Origin of the sequence: Exiguobacterium sp. s78, assembly GCF_018618985.1 — a bacterium.
GTDB lineage: Bacteria > Bacillota > Bacilli > Exiguobacteriales > Exiguobacteriaceae > Exiguobacterium_A > Exiguobacterium_A abrahamii.
Genome location: NZ_JACSNB010000004.1, coordinates 58,816 through 77,367, shown reverse-complemented (window position 1 = coordinate 77,367; position 18,552 = coordinate 58,816). Strand labels below are relative to the sequence as shown.

General features: G+C 44.8%; 17 protein-coding genes and 1 tRNA gene. 8 read left to right on the top strand and 10 right to left on the bottom strand.

Annotation, left to right across the window (positions count from 1 at the left end):
- Positions 1–6 precede the first annotated feature (6 nt).
- The gene (locus KNQ18_RS14815) at positions 7–657 is read right to left on the bottom strand and encodes a response regulator transcription factor (RefSeq protein WP_215085283.1); all 651 of its coding nucleotides are present in this window, start codon (positions 655–657) and stop codon (positions 7–9) included.
- Position 658: 1 nt separating this feature from the next.
- A complete protein-coding gene (locus KNQ18_RS14810) occupies positions 659–2,008 on the bottom strand; it encodes a sensor histidine kinase (RefSeq protein WP_214725340.1) in 1,350 nt (449 codons plus the stop codon).
- 147 nt (positions 2,009–2,155) lie between these two features.
- On the opposite strand from KNQ18_RS14810, the gene KNQ18_RS14805 reads away from it, so the two are divergent.
- Positions 2,156–2,707 carry a YdhK family protein gene (locus KNQ18_RS14805; protein WP_133208512.1) on the top strand — a complete coding sequence of 184 codons (552 nt, stop codon included), beginning with the start codon at positions 2,156–2,158 and terminating at the stop codon, positions 2,705–2,707.
- A 46-nt stretch (positions 2,708–2,753) separates the two neighbouring features.
- Here KNQ18_RS14805 and KNQ18_RS14800 read toward each other — a convergent pair.
- Positions 2,754–2,826, bottom strand: a tRNA-Val gene (locus KNQ18_RS14800).
- Positions 2,827–2,966: 140 nt separating this feature from the next.
- The gene (locus tag KNQ18_RS14795) at positions 2,967–3,593 is read right to left on the bottom strand and encodes a nitroreductase family protein (protein WP_035398905.1); all 627 of its coding nucleotides are present in this window, start codon (positions 3,591–3,593) and stop codon (positions 2,967–2,969) included.
- Positions 3,594–3,777: 184 nt separating this feature from the next.
- On the opposite strand from KNQ18_RS14795, the gene yhfH reads away from it, so the two are divergent.
- From yhfH to KNQ18_RS14775, 4 genes are all read left to right on the top strand, one after another.
- Positions 3,778–3,924: a protein YhfH gene (yhfH, locus tag KNQ18_RS14790; protein ID WP_064505459.1), complete on the top strand. Its 147-nt coding sequence runs from the start codon at positions 3,778–3,780 to the stop codon at positions 3,922–3,924.
- Positions 3,925–4,117: 193 nt separating this feature from the next.
- A complete protein-coding gene (locus tag KNQ18_RS14785) occupies positions 4,118–4,963 on the top strand; it encodes a polysaccharide deacetylase family protein (RefSeq protein WP_215085281.1) in 846 nt (281 codons plus the stop codon).
- A gap of 15 nt (positions 4,964–4,978) precedes the next feature.
- Entirely contained in the window at positions 4,979–5,620 is a 642-nt protein-coding gene (locus KNQ18_RS14780; RefSeq protein WP_214725346.1) for a YkyA family protein, read from the top strand.
- Positions 5,621–5,720: 100 nt separating this feature from the next.
- The gene (locus KNQ18_RS14775; protein ID WP_214772474.1) at positions 5,721–6,623 is read left to right on the top strand and encodes an EamA family transporter; all 903 of its coding nucleotides are present in this window, start codon (positions 5,721–5,723) and stop codon (positions 6,621–6,623) included.
- A gap of 21 nt (positions 6,624–6,644) precedes the next feature.
- Here the strand turns inward: KNQ18_RS14775 and nagE are convergent, their stop codons facing one another.
- The 3 genes from nagE to KNQ18_RS14760 form a co-directional block, all read right to left on the bottom strand.
- Positions 6,645–8,153, bottom strand: coding sequence for an N-acetylglucosamine-specific PTS transporter subunit IIBC (gene nagE, locus KNQ18_RS14770; RefSeq protein WP_023467140.1), 1,509 nt, complete (start codon positions 8,151–8,153; stop codon positions 6,645–6,647).
- A 221-nt stretch (positions 8,154–8,374) separates the two neighbouring features.
- Positions 8,375–8,572 carry a CsbD family protein gene (locus KNQ18_RS14765; protein WP_149426819.1) on the bottom strand — a complete coding sequence of 66 codons (198 nt, stop codon included), beginning with the start codon at positions 8,570–8,572 and terminating at the stop codon, positions 8,375–8,377.
- A 151-nt stretch (positions 8,573–8,723) separates the two neighbouring features.
- Positions 8,724–9,926, bottom strand: a complete 1,203-nt coding sequence (locus KNQ18_RS14760; RefSeq protein WP_029340787.1) for an ornithine--oxo-acid transaminase — start codon at positions 9,924–9,926, stop codon at positions 8,724–8,726.
- Between the two features lie 186 nt (positions 9,927–10,112).
- Here KNQ18_RS14760 and KNQ18_RS14755 point away from each other — a divergent pair, with 186 nt between their 5' ends.
- Positions 10,113–12,140 (top strand): sensor domain-containing protein, encoded by a 2,028-nt coding sequence (locus KNQ18_RS14755; RefSeq protein WP_215085280.1) that lies wholly within the window; start codon positions 10,113–10,115, stop codon positions 12,138–12,140.
- Between the two features lie 57 nt (positions 12,141–12,197).
- Here the strand turns inward: KNQ18_RS14755 and KNQ18_RS14750 are convergent, their stop codons facing one another.
- Positions 12,198–13,595, bottom strand: a complete 1,398-nt coding sequence (locus tag KNQ18_RS14750) for a basic amino acid/polyamine antiporter (RefSeq protein ID WP_208796388.1) — start codon at positions 13,593–13,595, stop codon at positions 12,198–12,200.
- A 110-nt stretch (positions 13,596–13,705) separates the two neighbouring features.
- Between KNQ18_RS14750 and KNQ18_RS14745 the strand changes: the two genes are divergently transcribed.
- Together KNQ18_RS14745 and KNQ18_RS14740 are read left to right on the top strand one after the other, a co-directional pair.
- Entirely contained in the window at positions 13,706–14,389 is a 684-nt protein-coding gene (locus KNQ18_RS14745; RefSeq protein WP_149426816.1) for an MgtC/SapB family protein, read from the top strand.
- 109 nt (positions 14,390–14,498) lie between these two features.
- The gene (locus tag KNQ18_RS14740; RefSeq protein ID WP_029340783.1) at positions 14,499–16,133 is read left to right on the top strand and encodes a peptide ABC transporter substrate-binding protein; all 1,635 of its coding nucleotides are present in this window, start codon (positions 14,499–14,501) and stop codon (positions 16,131–16,133) included.
- 116 nt (positions 16,134–16,249) lie between these two features.
- Here the strand turns inward: KNQ18_RS14740 and KNQ18_RS14735 are convergent, their stop codons facing one another.
- Both KNQ18_RS14735 and ade read right to left on the bottom strand, forming a co-directional pair.
- Positions 16,250–16,507, bottom strand: a complete 258-nt coding sequence (locus tag KNQ18_RS14735) for a hypothetical protein (protein WP_023467133.1) — start codon at positions 16,505–16,507, stop codon at positions 16,250–16,252.
- 262 nt (positions 16,508–16,769) lie between these two features.
- Positions 16,770–18,503, bottom strand: a complete 1,734-nt coding sequence (gene ade / locus KNQ18_RS14730) for an adenine deaminase (protein WP_215085277.1) — start codon at positions 18,501–18,503, stop codon at positions 16,770–16,772.
- Positions 18,504–18,552 lie beyond the last annotated feature (49 nt).

The window sequence follows — 18,552 nt, the reverse complement described above, 5'->3', positions numbered from 1 at the left end:
TCCCCTTTATTGGTGTGTCCAGCGGTATCCGATTCCGCGAACTGTTTCGAGATGCTGTTCAATCGGAAAACCGCAAACACGTAGTTTTTCTCTTAAATGTCTGATATGCGAGTCGATCGTCCGCTCGTCTACAGACGCTTCCGCTCCCCATAACATCGTCGTTAGTTGATCGCGCGTCCAAACACGTCGTGGAGAATCTAAAAATACACCTAACAACTCAAATTCCGTTTTCGTTAACGAAATCTTTTGTTGGAGGTAACTACAACGATAGCTTTCCCGGTCATAGGATAGACCATCATACTGTTGCTGTAATAAAACTTCCATTCGCCCGATCAGTTCCCCTTCTTGAATCGGTTTTGATATGTAATCATTCGCTCCTACTTCTCGTGTCCGAATGATGTCTTCCCGTTGATCCCGAGCCGTAACCATCAAGATCGGGATGTTAGAGTGTTCTCGAATGAGACGACAACATGTCCAGCCATCCATATCCGGCATCATGACATCTAGTAAAATCAGGTCGAATACGTGCTGACGGCAGAGATCAAGAGCTTGTTGCGCAGAATCCACAAGCTGACACGTGTACCCATACGGCTGAATATACAGTTTGAGCAGTTCAAGCATTCTTGGTTCATCATCTACGATCAATACATGCGGCATTTTATTTCTCCTTCCACTGCAGTGTCACTTGTGTTCCATGTCCAAGTTGACTCTTGATGTTCAATTCTGCACCATGTGTCTGAGCAATTGCTTCAACGATGGAGAGTCCGATTCCAGTTCCTCCATGTTTTCGAGAACGAGATGCTTCCGTTCGGTAGAGCCGTTTCGTTACATGAGGTAAAGATTCTGCAGCGATCCCTTCTCCTGTATCTTCGATTTGAATGAAAGCCCCTACTGCGTTGACACCATAACGAACGATAATTTTTCCCGACGTCGTATGTCGCCGTGCATTTTCAATGATATTCACGATCATCTGACGGAGCTGCTGAGCGTCACCCATCACTTCTAATCGCTCACCTTCTATCTCGAACGAAACATTTTCTTGTTCGATGTCTGGACGCATCAATCGTATCACTTGATGAATCAAGTCTTCGACATCGACAGGTTTTCGCTCCATCATAAAAGCATTGGCGTCAATTCGTGCTAACCAAAACAATTGCTCAATCCATTCATTCATTTGCTGACTTTCTTCTCGAATGATCGTAATGTAGCGTTGTTGCTCATCCGGCGTCAACGTTTGGCGTTCGAGAATATCCGCGTATCCCTTTATATATGTCAATGGTGTTCGTAGTTCATGAGATACGGTTGCTAAAAATTCGGATCGTTCCCGATTCAAAAAATCGAGATCTTGTTTTAATTGCTGAATCGAACGCGCCAATTGTCCCAGTTCATCTTTTCGATCAATCGGCAACTCTCCACCTTCCCCATCCAATAGACGCGCTGTCGCTTTTTCCATCTGAATCAACGGACGAGAAATGAGTCGGGTCGTCCAAATACTTGCCGCACCTGCTAATAAAAGCGCTAGCAGACCCACTTGGAGAAACTGCTGTTTCAACGGATCAAGTACGTGATCTACGATTTCTTTAGAAGCGAACATGAAGACATGACCACGATGTTCCCCGTCAATGGTGATGGGACTGTCCGTCATTAAAAAGTCACGCATCGTCACGATTTTTCCTTGTTGACGGTAATCAAAATCCGTATGCTCTAACATGCTCTTCATCTCATTCGACAAAGGTCGTGACGCTTCGAGTTGTTTTCCATCTGCATCAGTGATCACCACAGTAAACGATGAATCTGCTTCCATCATGCTGACATGGCGCATCGTCGTTTGGTCATAGGAATCGACAAGGACATCACGGTGTGTATTTCCTCGGTTCAGTAAACCGTCTACTACTTCCTGCGTTCGTGTTTGAGACAACTGATAATACAATGTCCCAAACAACACACTGCCACAAATTAAAAATGCCGCAAGCACGATTCCTCCGACTGAGTATGAAATACGACGCATGACGATTCCTCCTTTTTCTCTCCACTTTTAGTATAGCTAAAAAAAACGCGATCGACGCAGGCAAACGAAACTGTCACCTCATCTGCACACGATTTGCATATACGCTGGGTATAGTAAAGAAGACTAGTGACTTCAGGAGGGTTTTATATGAAAAAATCATTGACATTAACCGCACTTGCTCTTAGTTCTACGCTTTGGCTCGGTGCATGTGGATCCGCCAATAACGATGGAAGTAATAGTGACTCACACGATATGTCTCATGGAGATATGATGCATTCGAGCGACGGAAAGCTACCATCCGGTTTAAAGGAAGCCAGTGATCCGACTTATCCGAAAGGAAGCAACGTCACGTTGACGACGGATCATATGGACGGTATGGACGGAGCTAAAGCAACGATTGCGGGAGCTTACGATACCGTCGTCTATGCGATCAGTTACAAACCGACTACTGGTGGAAAGATGGTGAAAAATCATAAATGGGTCATTCAGGAAGAACTCGATCCCGTTCCAACTAAACCACTGCAAGTTGGTGATGAAACGACTGTCAAAGCGGATCATATGAAAGGTATGGATGGAGCAAAAGCGACGATTGATGAAGTAAAGGAAACGACGGTCTACATGGTGAACTATGAACCGACGGACGGTGGAGAGATGGTGAAAAACCATAAATGGGTCACAGAGGATGAGATAAAGAAATAATAAAAAAAGCCCGCTTTTCCTATAAAGGAAAAGCGGGCTTTCGGTATGATTCTGACTGGGCTCGAACCAGCGACCTCTACCCTGTCAAGGTAGCGCTCTCCCAGCTGAGCTACAGAATCATGTTTGCAGTACGTTATGTACTTGCTAGGACATGTATTAATATATCAAGAAACTAAAAGGCTGACAAGTCTTTTTCCGAAAAAAAAATAAAAAAATTTAAAATGGGGGAATCAACCCCGCTTCCCCCATTTTGAATGACTTACAGGAAGGTTGATACTCGATCAATCGGTAAACGTAGTGCCGGACGTTTTTTCGCATCTTCAACCGCTTTTCCGACAGCAATTAGCATGACCGGTACATACCGTGACTCGGTGATGAACGTTTCCGCAAAACGTTGATGATCAAATCCACCCATTGCGAGTGTTGATAATCCACGCGCTTCTGCCGCAAGCATCAATTGCATCGCAGCAAGGCTCGCATTCGACATAGCCGCGTCGCGTCCATACGCCTCACTTTGATAAGCGCCTTCTACCTGTGCCTTGATCGAATCAAACAGATCCTCTGTCATGCCACCTGCTTCCACTGCTGGCCCGTACACCGGATTGTAGTTTCGATTAGCTTGAACATCACCTAAGATCGCAATGACTGCTGAAGCCGAAGTGATAGCCGGCTGATTGTATGCGATCGGTGCAAGCTGCTGCTTCGCTTCTTCCGAATGAAAGACCGTGAAATGCCAGTGTTGCAAATTCCAAGCACTCGGCGCGGCTGTCGTCCATTCTAATAGTTCTTCTACTTCCTGTTTTGAAAGCTTGAACGTTTCGTCGTAATGACGAACGGAACGTCTTTCTGTTAAGACACGCATTGTATCAAGTGTTGCCTGTGTCATGTGTAAATCCCCCTTATCATTATCAGATTACTTAGATATCGTAGCATGTCTCTTTTTCATTGTCCTCTATCAGTACTTCAAATGAATTAACTGTTATAAAACAATAGTTGACATTCAATTTCTGTACTAATACAATAAAATCAAGAAAAAGATCATTGCGTTTACTTTGAAGGAGGAAAAACACATGGAACAACCCCTTTACCAAGAAGCATCTGCTGCATTCTATCGTGAGCTTCCCGTCAAGACGTGTGCCCATTGCGGAAAAGAGATGGATGAACAATGTGAATCCTATCAAACGGAATGCGATGAGTGTGCTGTAACAGAACACTAATAACACATGAAACAATCACTTACTTAGTGGTTGTTTTTTTTATTTCTTTTAAACTCTTTCTAAATAAATCGATATTTTTTAGAAAAATTGATTTTCCGTCATCTTTTTGTCATCTGTTTGTTACAAAAGAAACAGTCAGAATGTTACATTATCTGTATATGATATTTTTTGACAAAAGGAGCGACAGACAACGATGGATCCATTTACCTCAAGCCACGCTAGCGAACTCGGTCCACGACCGCGTACAAAAAAAAGAAAGTTTTTCCCTCGATTTTTCTTACTTCTCACACTTGTTTTTCTCGGAGTTGGGGGATATGTCGCTTATCGATACGTTTTTACTCCTGAACAGCAATCCATTACGACAGGTAAATCCATTACTGAAGTACCTGTCGTCAATATGGAAAAAGCACGCGTGGAAAAATGGAATGGTGTGACGAAAAAAGTCGCTTATTTAACATTCGAGGATGGTCCATCCGCATTAACACCGGACTTACTTCGAACATTGGATCAACTTCAGACTCGTGCCACCTTCTTTTATCTCGGATCACAAGTAGATGCTTTTCCGCAAGAAGTCAAAGCTGCTGCTAAAGCTGGACACTATATCGGATTACACGGGGAAACACACGATTACGATACATTGTACGAAAAAGGAAAGTATGTCTCAGAGATGCAAAGTGTTCAGAAGAAAATCCATGAGTTGACGAAGCTAACACCACATTTGACACGACCACCTTATGGCTCTGATCCCGGCATCACGAAAAAAATTGCATCTGCCATTCATTCAGCAGACTTCCGTGTGTGGGACTGGTCAATCGATTCAATGGACTGGTATTACAAAGATAGTGCAAAAGAAGTAGCGAATACGGTCATTCGGCGAGCAGAGCGTCCGTTTGAAATCATACTCTTACATGAACAACCACAAGCCATCAAGGCACTTCCAGCCATTGTTGCCGGACTTCAGAAAAAAGGCTATCAATTCGCGATTTATGATGAAGATTTCCATATTCCGTACAACTTCGCGCAACACTCGAATTTATAAGGAGTTACTATCCAGATGAAAAAAACATTCGTAGCAGTACTGTTCCTGTCGAGCTTTGGACTCGCTGCCTGTTCCAACGATTCACCAGCCTCTCTTCATGAACAGCTAGAGCAACAAGTGAAAGGTGAAGAGAAGGCATTCACGCTAGCTGATCAACGTGCTCGTAAGGATGAAATTTCAGTTAATACGTACCAAGCCGTTCTTGATGCAGGTGCTGAAGAAATCAAACGCTCTCAAAATGAACGAGAGGAATTAGAAGCCTTAAATGACGAACGGCTTGCTTTATTGAAACAAGAAGAAACGTTACGTAAGGAAACGTACGCTGCACTCGATCTTGAAGAATTGAAGGATGCTGTCAACCAACTTGATGGTAAAGCAAAAACAGAAGGAACTGCCTTAGTGACAATCATCAAGGAACGCCAGCAGACATTTCAAACGTTCTCGAAAACGTATCGACAAGCGATGGACGCTGAAAAGAAAGTGCTTTCACGCTTGACGAAAAAACCGGATTTCGTTAAGATTGATGAGTCAACAGCGGATTTAAATCGTTTAACACGGAAAGCTACCGCGTCATTAAAGAAGTGGAATGCGCTGACCGTTCAGTATAATCAAACGAAAACCCAGCTGTATCGTTTGCTCGACACATCAACTCAATAAATCACACAGGTTGCAACCAAACCCTGTCCAAAAAACCTGGACAAGGCCCTGTTGCAACCTTTTTTGTGTGGTTTTTATTAAAAATGGAGGGAATTTATTCATGCATCGTTCAAAAGCAACCTTATTCGTTCTGATTGGCGCTATCAGTTATGGTGTCCTCTCAACGATCGTCAAACTCGCTTATGCCGCTGGATTTAACTCAGCAGCCGTTTCAGGTAGTCAATTTTTCTTCGGCTGGCTCATGATTTTCGGACTTGCCTTATTTACGAAAAATCTTCGTCTCGATCTCAAGACAGCTGGTCTGCTCATGCTGATCGGTATCTCAAGTGGTACAACCGGTTATCTGTACTATCAAAGTCTTCAGACTGTATCCGCATCCGTTGCGATCATTCTCTTATTCCAATTTACTTGGATCGGTGTCGTCATCGATGCGCTCGCATTCAGACGTTTACCTACTCGCGCGCATTTCCTGTCCGCGATTCTACTGATTGGCGGAGCCATTCTTGCGAGTGCCGCTTACTCGAGTCCACTCGATTTACGTGGAACATTATTCGGTCTTGGAGCAGCTGTCAGCTTCTCAATTTTCTTACTCGCTAGTGGACGCATCGCCAATCATTTACCCGTCATCAAGAAAAGTTTTTATATGATGACAGGTGGTCTTGCTTTCGTCATGACCATGTATCCACCGACGACATTCTTGTCCTCTGCGAACTTCGAAAATGGACTTCTGTTATACGCGATTCCGCTCGGTCTGTTCGCGTTGATTTTACCACCACTCTTATTTGCTGCTGGCGCACCTCATCTTTCCCCAGCAAGCGTTTCTTTACTTGGAGCGGCTGAACTACCGACAGCAGTCATCTGTTCTGTCTTAATTTTAGGAGAACATCTGATGAGTTCCCAATGGATCGGGATCGTCATCATCTTGATCGGAATCTTTTATCCAATCTATCGCTCAAGCAAAACAGCAGCTGTTGCGAACGTACAGCAAAACGACCTTTCCTGAGCTCAGGAAAGGTCGTTTTCTTTACTTCTGTCGTTTCATCGCATCCGCAACGAACTCGACGTCCGTGCCGATGATGATTTGCACGCTAGTCGCCCCCATCTTCATGACACCTTTTGCTCCAGCCGCTTTAATCGCTGCTTCGTCAATGATGCTTGGATCTTTGACTTGAAGACGTAAACGTGTCGCACAGTTGTCAATCGACGTGACATTTTCTGTTCCTTTTAGTCCCGCAAAGATGCGTGCTGCTTGTTGCTCATATTTATCGTCTGAATCTGTCAAAACGACTCCCGTGTCTGTGACGAGCGATTCATCTTCACGACCTGGTGTCTTCAGATCAAATTTCGTGATCATGAAGTAGAACAGGAAGTAATAGACGACCGCGAACGCGAGACCAACCGGGATGAGAAGTAATGGTTTTGTGGCAATCCCGAAGTTTAAGGCGTAATCAATGAAACCAGCCGAGAAGGAGAAGCCATGTAAAATACCGAGTAAGTTAACGATTGCCATCGATAGACCAGTTAAAACCGCATGAATGACATATAAAACAGGTGATAAGAACATGAACGAGAACTCGATTGGTTCCGTGATCCCTGTCAAGAAGGACGTCAGTCCAAGACCAATCATCGCTCCAGCAACTGCTTTTCGATTTTCTTTACGCGCAGCCATAACGATCGCAAAAGCTGCAGCCGGTAAGGCGAACATCATGATTGGGAAGAAGCCTGCTTGATAAATCCCAGCTGTCGGATCTCCAGCGAAGAAGCGCGCGATGTCACCGTTCGCGACCGTACCATCTGCTTTTTCATATGAACCGAAGACGAACCAGAAAATATTATTTAAGACGTGGTGTAAGCCGACAGGAATCAAGAGACGGTTAAAGAATCCAAACAGAGCAGCGCCTCCTGCACCAAGACCAACCATCCATTCACCAGCACCGTTGATGCCTTGCTCGATGAACGGCCAGACATAACCAAAGATGAAAGCAAGTACGAGCATGACCGCTGATGTAATGATTGGAACGAAACGACGACCACCAAAGAATGCTAACCAATCCGGTAACTTAATGTTATAGAACCGATTGTATAGAAGTCCTGCGACGATACCCGCGATGATTCCACCGAATACCGCCATATTAACGGTCGAACCGAGTGTCGCCTGATTCGCGATCGAACCAAGTGTCGCTCCGTCGACCTTAGTCGAGGAATCATTGACAATCGCCGCGATCGCATCATACTTCGCCTGAATCTGTGCGCTGGAATAATCCTTGTTCATCGAGTCGACGCCATTTTTTAAGACAAGATACCCGATGGCCCCAGCAAGACCCGCTGCTCCACTCGCATCGATCGATAGACCAATCGCGACACCAATGGCAAAAATCAATGGCAGGTTATCAAAAATAGCCCCTCCTGCTGCTACCATCAACGGAATATCAAGCATATCCGCCGAACCTAACCGGAGCACGATTCCCGCAGCCGGTAGTACTGCGATTGGTAGCATCAAGGCTTTACCAATTCGTTGTAGAAACTGCAACATACCTTTCACCCTTTCCTGAATAAAACGATAATGACAGAACAATGTAAACGCTTTTACGTTTTTTATTATTCCACATAAACAACTAAATGACTAGACCTTTATACAAATTATTTCTCATCTTTTTAGGTGATATAAAATTTCATTATAGCAGACACTAAAAACCGGACTAGAGTGATTACTCAGTCCGGATTTATTTATTTATTTATTTAGTTAAGACAGTATTAGCGACGATTCGTATCTTCGAAATTTTGTTGGACGTTACCGACGGTTTTCTTCGCCTCACCTTTTACTTGATCTTTTTTACCTTCGCGTTCTGTTGATTTATCACCTGTTGCTTTCCCGAGCGCTTCTTTCGCTTTACCTGCTACTTTATCGACGAGACCATCTGCTTTTTTATTGAGACCACTGTTGTTTGACATAACCATTACCCCCGTTTAAAAGTTTTTTTTGCGATAGTTGTCTGTTCCCTTGTCACTGATTTTCAAACGTTTCCTGAAGAAAAACCAACACTCATCCAAACAAAAACAACAGTGAACATCTCGTCCACTGTTGTTCGATGAATCTATTCATTTACTGGGCGACGGAAACACCTAACACTTGTTCAATCCGTTCGAACGCCCAATCCAATTCTTCTTTTGTAATGACGAGCGGTGGTGCAAAGCGAATGACTGTCTCATGTGTTTCTTTACAGAGCAAGCCTTTTTCTTTCAACGCTTCGCAATATGGTCGCGCTGCTTCTGTCAACTCAACACCAATGAATAATCCACGACCACGTACTTCTTTGATCATCGGGTTGTTGATTTGTTTTAGTTTCTCCATGAAGTACGTACCGAGTTCGAGTGAACGTTCCGGTAACTTTTCGTCTTCTAATACTTCAAGTGAAGCAATCGAGACGGCACACGCAAGTGGATTACCACCAAATGTCGAGCCGTGTGAACCTGGATTAAAGACAGAAAGGACATCTTTATTCGCGGCAACACACGAGATTGGGAATACACCACCACCCAGTGCTTTACCAAGAATGTACATGTCTGGTGTTACCTCGTCCCAATCAGAAGCAAACCATTTACCGGAACGACCGAGTCCAGACTGAATCTCATCCGATACGAGCAACACATTCTGCGCACGACAAACTTCTTGTGCGTCCTTCAAGAAACCATCATAAGGAATTAAGATGCCCGCTTCGCCTTGAATCGGTTCCAAGATGAATGCCGCTGTATTTTCAGTGATCGCCTGTTTTAATGCCTCAAGATCGCCATATGGAATCGTCTTGATTCCAGGAAGAAGCGGTCCAAATCCCCGTTGGTATTCTGCTTCCGTCGACATCGAGACGGCTGTCATCGTCCGACCATGGAAGTTTCCTTCACAAACGATGATTTCAGCATCACCTGGAATTTGTTTGACTTCATATGCCCAGCGTCGTGCTGCTTTTACTGCTGTCTCGACAGCTTCCGCACCTGTATTCATTGGTAACACCATGTCTTTACCCGTCAATTGTGCTACTTTTTCATAGAAAAAGCCAAGTTGATCATTGTGGAAAGCACGTGACGTCAATGTAATCTTGTCTGCCTGACGTTTTAAGGCGTCGATGATCTTTGGATGACGATGTCCTTGGTTAACGGCTGAATAGGCACTTAGCATATCCATATAGCGACGTCCTTCAGGATCCGTAACGAAGACACCCTCAGCCTCTGAGATGACGATTGGGAGTGGATGGTAGTTATGTGCTCCGAACTGTTCTGTCTGTTGAATGATTTTCTCTGTTTGATTCATCGAAATTCCCCCTCATAACTCTTTAGAAAACGCTTTCAATGTTATTATAGCAGATTCTTTCACAGAATCTTCATCTAAAAAGTATCCGAGCGAAAGGATTCTAATGCGTAAGAATTGAATATATTGGGAAAAGACAAGAGAAGTGAACCGTCATCTCTTTTCAATATAAAGGAGCGTGCGCACGTAATGGACCGTTCGACCATTGATTCCTATGAAGTCGTCATTCAAGAATTCCCTTTACCCGCTTTCATATTGAATACTGACTTGACCATCCGCTCTTGGAATGAGCTAGCCGCACAGCAATGGGGCTGGACACAACAAGAAGTCGTGGGTCAGACTGTTCCACTTCTTGAACGGGAAGACATGGCATTCAGCCAGCAGATTTGGCATGCCTTCTTGGAGCGCCGTCAATCCGTCCAATTACCGAATGCCTCCTTATTGCATAAGACGGGCACTTCTGTAACGTCAACTCTCCTTTTGTCTCCTTTACTTGATGATACAGGAACTGTCATTGCCGCTTTTGCTTGCTGTATCCCTTCAGCTGAGCAACAAACGAATATGAAACCACTCTTCCAAGGATTGATGGATTTGCGTCATGCCTTCGATCAGATTGCTTCTGTCGCCGTCTTCGACGCACGAGGAACGATCACGTACGTGAATGATCAACTCATCGATGTGACAGGATATTGCTCTGAGATGCTTCTCAACCAGCCTTGGTCACTCATCCTAGATCCATCCAGTCCCGTCGTTTCGGGGATTCGTGCACAACTTCGTGAACGAAAAGCATGGTCTGGTCGCCTTAGCCTCACTTCGCAAACGGGCGAACGAAAACATCTCCAAGCGACGCTCATTCCGATCTATGATGCGAACGGCGTTCGCTTCCAACATTTGTTCATCGGGAACGACATCACGGAAACAACAGCACTTGAAGAAGAACTCGATTTTTTAGTACATCATCATGAGATGACGCATTTATTAAATAAACGAGGATTTTTACGCGAAGGCGAAGCATTATTCCGTTCTGCCGCGTCGCATGATCCGATTGCGCTCATCTTGTTCGATATCGATCGTTTCAAAGTCATCAACGATTCGTTTGGAACACATGTCGGCGATCAACTACTTCAAGCGATGGCAACACGCCTTTTGCAACATACGACAGGTGTACTCGCCTTTCATCCGACGAGTGATCTATTTGGTGTCTTGTTACCTGCACCGTCGAGCAATCTGCTTTTCCAATATGCTCGAAAACTACAACAAGCACTGCAGCGTCCTTATTATATCAACGGTCATTCATTGATCGTTTCTTGTACGTTCGGGATCACGGTCTATCCGTCCGAAGCCAAAACATTGGAAGATTTATATCGCCGGTCGGAAACAGCTCTATACGCAGGAAAATCGATTGGTACTGGAACGATCCAGTATTTAACGCACGAGATGGACACACAATTCACACGGAAAATCCAACTCGAGCGCTCCCTTTTCACAGCACTCGAAGATCAATCCCTTTATCTTGCTTATCAACCAATCATTGAACTTCAGACACAAGCCGTCAAAGGCTTCGAAGCGTTATTACGCTGGAATCACACGGCACTCGGGAGCATTCCACCAGATGAGTTCATCCCACTCGCTGAAGAAGCTTCACTGATCACACCTATCAACAACTGGGTCATCATCGAAGCATGTGAACAGCTCGCAAAATGGCAACAGACGATTGACCCTGAACTGACGATCGCAATCAATATCTCACCGCATCAGTTCCAAAGCGACTCCTTTATTCGAACGCTGCAACATATCGTAACGGAGCGACTCGTTTCACCATCTTCCGTTACGCTGGAGATGACAGAGAATATTGCAATCTTACAGACACAACGAACGGTCGAACGCATGCACCTCATCAAGTCGCTCGGCTTCCGTTTATCAATCGATGATTTCGGTACTAGTTATTCTTCTTTACAGTATCTCAGTGCTTTTCCAATCGACGAATTAAAAATCGATAAAGTATTCATTGATGGTCTGGCGACAAATGATCATGCTTTGCTCGATTCCATCATTCAACTCGGTCGCAATCTAGAGTTGAATCTTGTCGCTGAAGGTGTTGAGACAGAACACGCGTTAGATTATCTAAAAACGACATCATGTCAGCATATGCAAGGATTTATTTTCTCTGAACCTCTATCTGTACAGGATGTCGAAAAGAGATTCTTAACACCTTAATCAAAAAAGAAGTCACGGTGGATAACAATCACCGTGACTTCTTTTGCATAGAGTTTCTTACAATTGAATTTCTCCTACAACCATTCCGTAAACAGCTACTCCTGCTAAGACAACGAGAATCATACTGGCAATCCACTCATAACGTGACATGCCCGTCCGTTGCTGTTCTCGCTCTGCTAACGCATATGCGAGAATCCCTGGCGCATAGACTAATGCCGCGATGACGATGTACCAGATACCCGACGCATAGACGAGCCAAATTGAATACGCTGATGCGATGACAGAGAAAAGTAACATTTTCTGATTGCGCTCTTCTCGCGATGTCCGAATGCTATACAACGCTGACAATAAATATGGCAATAACGCACAAATCCCAGCGATACTCGACAGGACAAGATAGGTTTGTGCTGAGAAGAGTGCGATTCCAGCGACGACCTGTGTCGCGATTTGTGTAATCAACAGCGCACCGACTGGAGCACCTTTCCGGTTCGTTTTTGCGAATGCTTTCGGAAATGCGCCGTCTTTTGCAACGAGATACGAAATCTCCGATGCGAGAATCGTCCATCCGAGAAGTGCGCCGGATAGTGAGATAATCAAACCAATCATGATGATCGTCGCACCGACCGGTCCGATCGCTGCCTCTAATACATACGCCATCGTCGGTTCTTTTAATCCAGCTAGTTGTTCTTGACTGAGCACTCCGAGTGATAAAACGGAAATTAAGATATAGATGACAAGAACGCCAACAAGTCCTGTTACTGTCGCCTTCCCGACATCACTTCGGTTTTTGGCACGGCTTGATAAGACGACAGCACCTTCGATACCGACGAAAGCCCATAGTGTGACGAGCATCGTTCCTTTTACTTGATCAAAAATCGAACCGAGTTCTGTTCCCTCTCCCCAGATATCCAAATTAAACGTTTTGATATTAAAAGCAATTCCTACTAGAAGAATGAAAATCAAGATTGGAACGAGCTTTGCGATCGTCGTAATCAAATTGACCAGCGTCGCTTCCTTGATTCCGCTCGAGACGAGCCAGAACAATCCCCAGATGACGACTATACTCATCAAAAGAAGGAATATTCGATTTTCTGCTGCGAAAATCGGGAAGAAATAACTAATCGCATTGAACACGAGCGTGATATTCGCAACTGTTCCGATCCACGCCGATACCCAGTATCCCCAAGCGCTGTTAAAACCGACGAAACGTCCGAACCCTTCACGCGCGTAGGCATAGATACCGCCTTCAAGCTCTGGTTTACTATTGGCGAGATGTTGGAATACTAGCGCGAGCATGATCATGCCAATCCCCGTTATACTCCACCCGATGAGGATAGGCCCTGCACTTGCACTTTGGGCCATTGCACCAGGAAGGTTAAAAGCTCCTCCACCGACCATGGAACCGATGACCATTGCAGCGAGCGCAAAGAATCCGATTTTTTGTTGATTCATGATGAGACACTTCCTTTTTCGTATATCTATTACATCTTACGTATATTCATTCGAAAGACACAAAAGTCATTATAACAAATCACCTTTTAAAGTAAAGAAAGGATTTGAGACAAATGAACTGGATTCATGTATTTCAGCTCGAAGACCTTCTAAAACTCCTGTTAGCCGCTACGCTTGGAATTTTCATCGGATTCGAGCGTGAAATCAAAAATAAACCGGTTGGTATACGCACTAGCCTCGTAATTACCCTGATCAGTTGCTTGTTAACCATCGTTTCCATCAAATCGGTCTTACTCTACCATGACATGGCGACGAATGTTCAGATGGATCCGATGCGTCTCGTCGCCCAAATCATTACCGGAATCGGTTTTATCGGCGCTGGTGTCATCTTACGTCGACCGCATGATATCGTCAGCGGATTAACGACTGCCGCTATTATTTGGAGTGCAAGCGGGATTGGAATCGCTGTCGGTGCAGGTTTCATCTGGGAGTCGATTTTTCTCGTTCTCTTTCTCTTCCTCTTACTGGAAGGTTTAACTCGGATGATGGGACGTATCAACAATAGTCGGTTCGAAGCAAATGTCCTCGTTGCGCATCTCTTACTTCCTTCCGGACTTGATCCGACGGACATCGTTCTTGCTCTTGAGCGTAAAGGTGTCCGTATTACGAATATGCGTTTACGTGGTAATCCCGTTCGATTGACGTTACGAATGTATTCCCCGCATAAGCTGACCTTATTCCTACTTTATGACTATTTGAAATCGCTTGGAATTGAGGATATAGACCTTGATCAGTGAGAATTATCTGAAAATTTATGTTGCATTTTTAATCACTTTCACTTAAATTAACAATATGTTCACATTTTTCTGAAATATTTAACACTAACTCTCGGGGGGTCATCGTTCCATGAATAAACCATCGAAAATCGCTTTTGCTGGACTTTCCAGCATCGCGCTTCTTGCTGTCGCTGCATGCGGGCAAGGAAATGACGAAAACACAAGCGGATCAGATTCGAAAAACAAAAAAAAGGAAGTCACACTCGTTTCGACGACGGATGTACCTCAGCTAGATCCGACGAAAACGACGGACTCGACTTCCATCATCGTCACGAACAACGTCTTTGAAGGGCTATATCGTCTTGATGGAGATAACAAACCAACACCTGGAATCGCGGAAAGCGTCGAAGTGTCGGAAGATAAAAAAACATACACATTCAAACTGCGTAAAGATGCGAAGTGGTCAGATGGATCAGCCGTCACAGCAGATGATTTCATCTATGCTTGGAAACGCGCACTTGATCCGAAGACAGCAGCAGAATACGCGTACATTTTACAAGATTTAAAGAACGCCAACAAAATCATGGCTGGCGACGCTGAACTTGATGAGCTCGGTGTCAAGAAAGTCGACGATCAAACACTTGAAGTCCAACTTGAAGCTCCAGCACCTTATTTCCTTGGTTTGACAAGTTTCCCAACTTACTTACCATTAAAACAATCATTCGTCGAAGATAAAGGCGATAAGTTCGCGACAAGTGTTGATACAATGGTCTTCAACGGACCTTTCGTCCTCGATAAGTGGCAAGCAAATGCTGGCTGGACATACAAGAAAAATCCAGATTACTGGGATAAAGCGAATGTCAAGATGGATAAAATCGATGTCAAGGTCGTCAAAGAAATCTCAACTGGCGTCAACCTGTTCGAAGCGAAAGAAGTCGACTTCGCACCAATTACGTCTGAGTTCGTTTCGCAGTATGAAAAATCAGATGATTACAAGACACGTCCAGATGCTCGGATCAACTTCCTTCGCTTTAACCAAAAGAATAAAGCTTTGAAAAATAAGAACATCCGAAAAGCGCTCGCGCTTGGTTTTGAAAAGCAAGGGATTACAGATGTCATCCTAAACGATGGATCAAAACCAGCAAACTTCATCGTCGCGAAAGACTTCACGTTTACACCAGATGGGGAAGACTTCCGCGCGAAATATCCAGATCTTCAAAGCTACGATGCTGACGCCGCGAAAAAAGCTTGGGATGCTGGCTTGAAGGAACTTGGTGTGAAAACAGTTGAACTCAGCATGCTCTCACGAGATGAAGATGCCTTTAAGAAGGTTTCTGAGTACTTAAAAGGAGATCTTGAGAAGCACCTGCCTGGTTTGACGATCAAAATCAAACAACAACCATTCAAAAACTTCCTCGAACTCGAATCGAAGGGAGATTACGATATCTCTGCGGCTGGTTGGGGACCTGACTACCAGGATCCAATGACGTTCCTCGATATGTGGTTAACGGATGGAAGCTTCAACCGGATGGAATACTCGAACAAAAAGTTCGATGATCTCATTAAAGGAGCAAAACAACAAGCAGATGAAGCGAAACGTTGGTCGGACATGCAAGAAGCTGAAAAAATGCTGTTGACAGAAGACTACGCCATCGCACCAATCTACCAAAAAGGGGAAGCTTACTTACAACGGACAAACATTGATAAATTGTACCGTCACCCATTCGGTGCCGATATGAGCTTTAAATGGATGGAAGTAAAATAACCCTTTAAAACATTGATGAACAAGTAGCGGACCTCGTTCCCTACTTGTTTTTTTATTTCCAGACGACATTCTCAAAAAACAACAAAGACCCCTTCTGACGGAGCCATCGGGGGTCTTTACTGTGCAATTTGTTTGTAAAAAGCAATCTCTTCATCCTGTCCTTCCTCAACTGCTCGGAAGAATTCAGCGAAGTATGCATAAAGAACGGTGCGTTCCTCATATGTCGGTCGAGCTTGACGAATGACGGAGAATGCAAGATTTCGCAACTGACGTTTCGTTCGTCGATGTGTCGGTAGGGCATGAAATTGACGCGTGAATGAACGGTAGACATCCGCAATCAAGGCTTCATGTCCTTCAAAATAGGTCTTATCCATAATGATGATCTCCTTTCTAACCTTGTTGTCCTACTGTTTTCTACGACCCTTCTAGATAAAAGTTTCATAGAAAGTGAGATTTCTCACAAACGATATAGAACTTACTATAACAAGCTTTCCAAAATGATTCAACATCCAAACTATTAAGTTTCATTAAGGAATTTTAGCTGTTTTGTAAAGTGGCTTTTTTTGATTTTATCGTAACTCGATTGATAGAAAAACGGTCTGAGTCCCGGAATAAGACTCAGACTCGCGACGGACATCAGTCTGCTTGTACTGAAATATGCTGAAAGTGTTTTACGTCGAATAATCCACTGTCGGTCAGCTTCAACTCCGGAATGACCGGTAAGCAAAGGAATGACATCGTCAAATAGGGATTAAAGGAGCGATCCGCCTCTAACACATCGAGGGCATCATTCAATGCTTCGAGTGTATCTCCAACTTCTTGGAAGGGACGATTCGTCATCAGTCCAGCGATTTCAAGCGGTAACTCAGCAAGTACCTCTTGCCCATTGACAGCAATGACTCCTCCACCCGCTTGGACGAGACGTTCCGCAGCCAGTTGCATTTCCTCATCCGACGCGCCAACGATGACGAGGTTGTGCGAATCATGGGCAACAGTCGCCGCAATCGCTCCGCGTTTCATCTTGAAACCTTTGACAATCCCGACTGCCGAGAAGGATGTGCCGTGATGCCGTTCAATGACAGCGATCTTTAAGAGATCCTGCTCCGGCACAGGCATGAAATGCCCGTCTTGAAGTGGAACGTCGAGAATCAAGTGCTCGGTGACGATGCTTTTTGGAATGACTCCGATGACATGCGCCCGTGCTGATTCAAGTGGAAGGGCAAATACTTCTGGTGTAATCGGTTTTGTATTCAAGGTTCCACGTAATGACTCCGGCACATAAGCACGTCGAATAGGTCGAATCGTTTTCCCAGATCGCGCGACGCAATTCCCCTGAATATACACCTCGTCAATCACGACGTTATCGGCATCGGATAACAAGACGAAGTCCGCCCGGCGTCCTGGTACGATGGCTCCCCGATCGTCTAAACGATACGCATTCGTCGCATGCAACGATGCCATCGCATACGCTGTTTCGCGTTTAATTCCATGACGAATCGCATAGCGGATATTATAGTCGATCGTACCTTCGCGTAATGTATCGTCCAAATGTTTATCATCCGTACAGAAGAGGAAACGGCTCGCATTGCTTTCCGTCACAGCATCGAGTACTTCTTTTAAGTTTCGAGCTGCCGAACCTTCCCGTACTTCGACATACAGACCACGACGTGCTCGGGCGATCGCATCTTCCTTACTGACAGATTCATGATCCGTTCGAATTCCGGCGACACCATAAATGTTAATTTCGCGTGGTTCGAGTCCCGCCGCATGACCATCGACCAGTTTTCCTGCGTCTTCGATCTGTTTAATTTTTTTGAGCATATCGTGATCGGCTCGTTCGACCGCTGGATAATCCATGACTTCTCCCAAACCATGGACACCAGGATGATCGACGAACGGTGCAAGTGCCGCCGCATCAAGAGATGCTCCCGCGTGTTCAAACGAAGTAGCCGGTACGCAGCTCGGTAGCATCATGCGGACATCAAGGGCGAGACCTTCAGCATCGTCTAGCATGAAGGATAATCCTTCCGCTCCTTTGACATTCGCGATCTCATGCGGATCGGCGATGATCGTCGTGACACCTAATGGTAGAATCGCTTGCTCATACTCACTCGGTGGCACCATCGATGATTCAATATGGACGTGGGCATCGACGAAACTTGGTGCGATGAAAAGTCCTTCTCCCGGACGATTCTCGATTCCCTCATACCCCTCTCCGACAGCAGCAATATAGCCTGAATCAATCACTACATCTGCTGTATATGTCTCACGTGTCATGACATCAATGACTGAAATATTCTGATAGACGACGGCTGCTTTCTCTTTTTTTGCAGCAATCGCGATCAATCGTTCACGCACTGTTTGTTCCATCCTGTCTCCTCCTGTTGTAAGCGTATTTTTACCATCTTACAATTAGTTT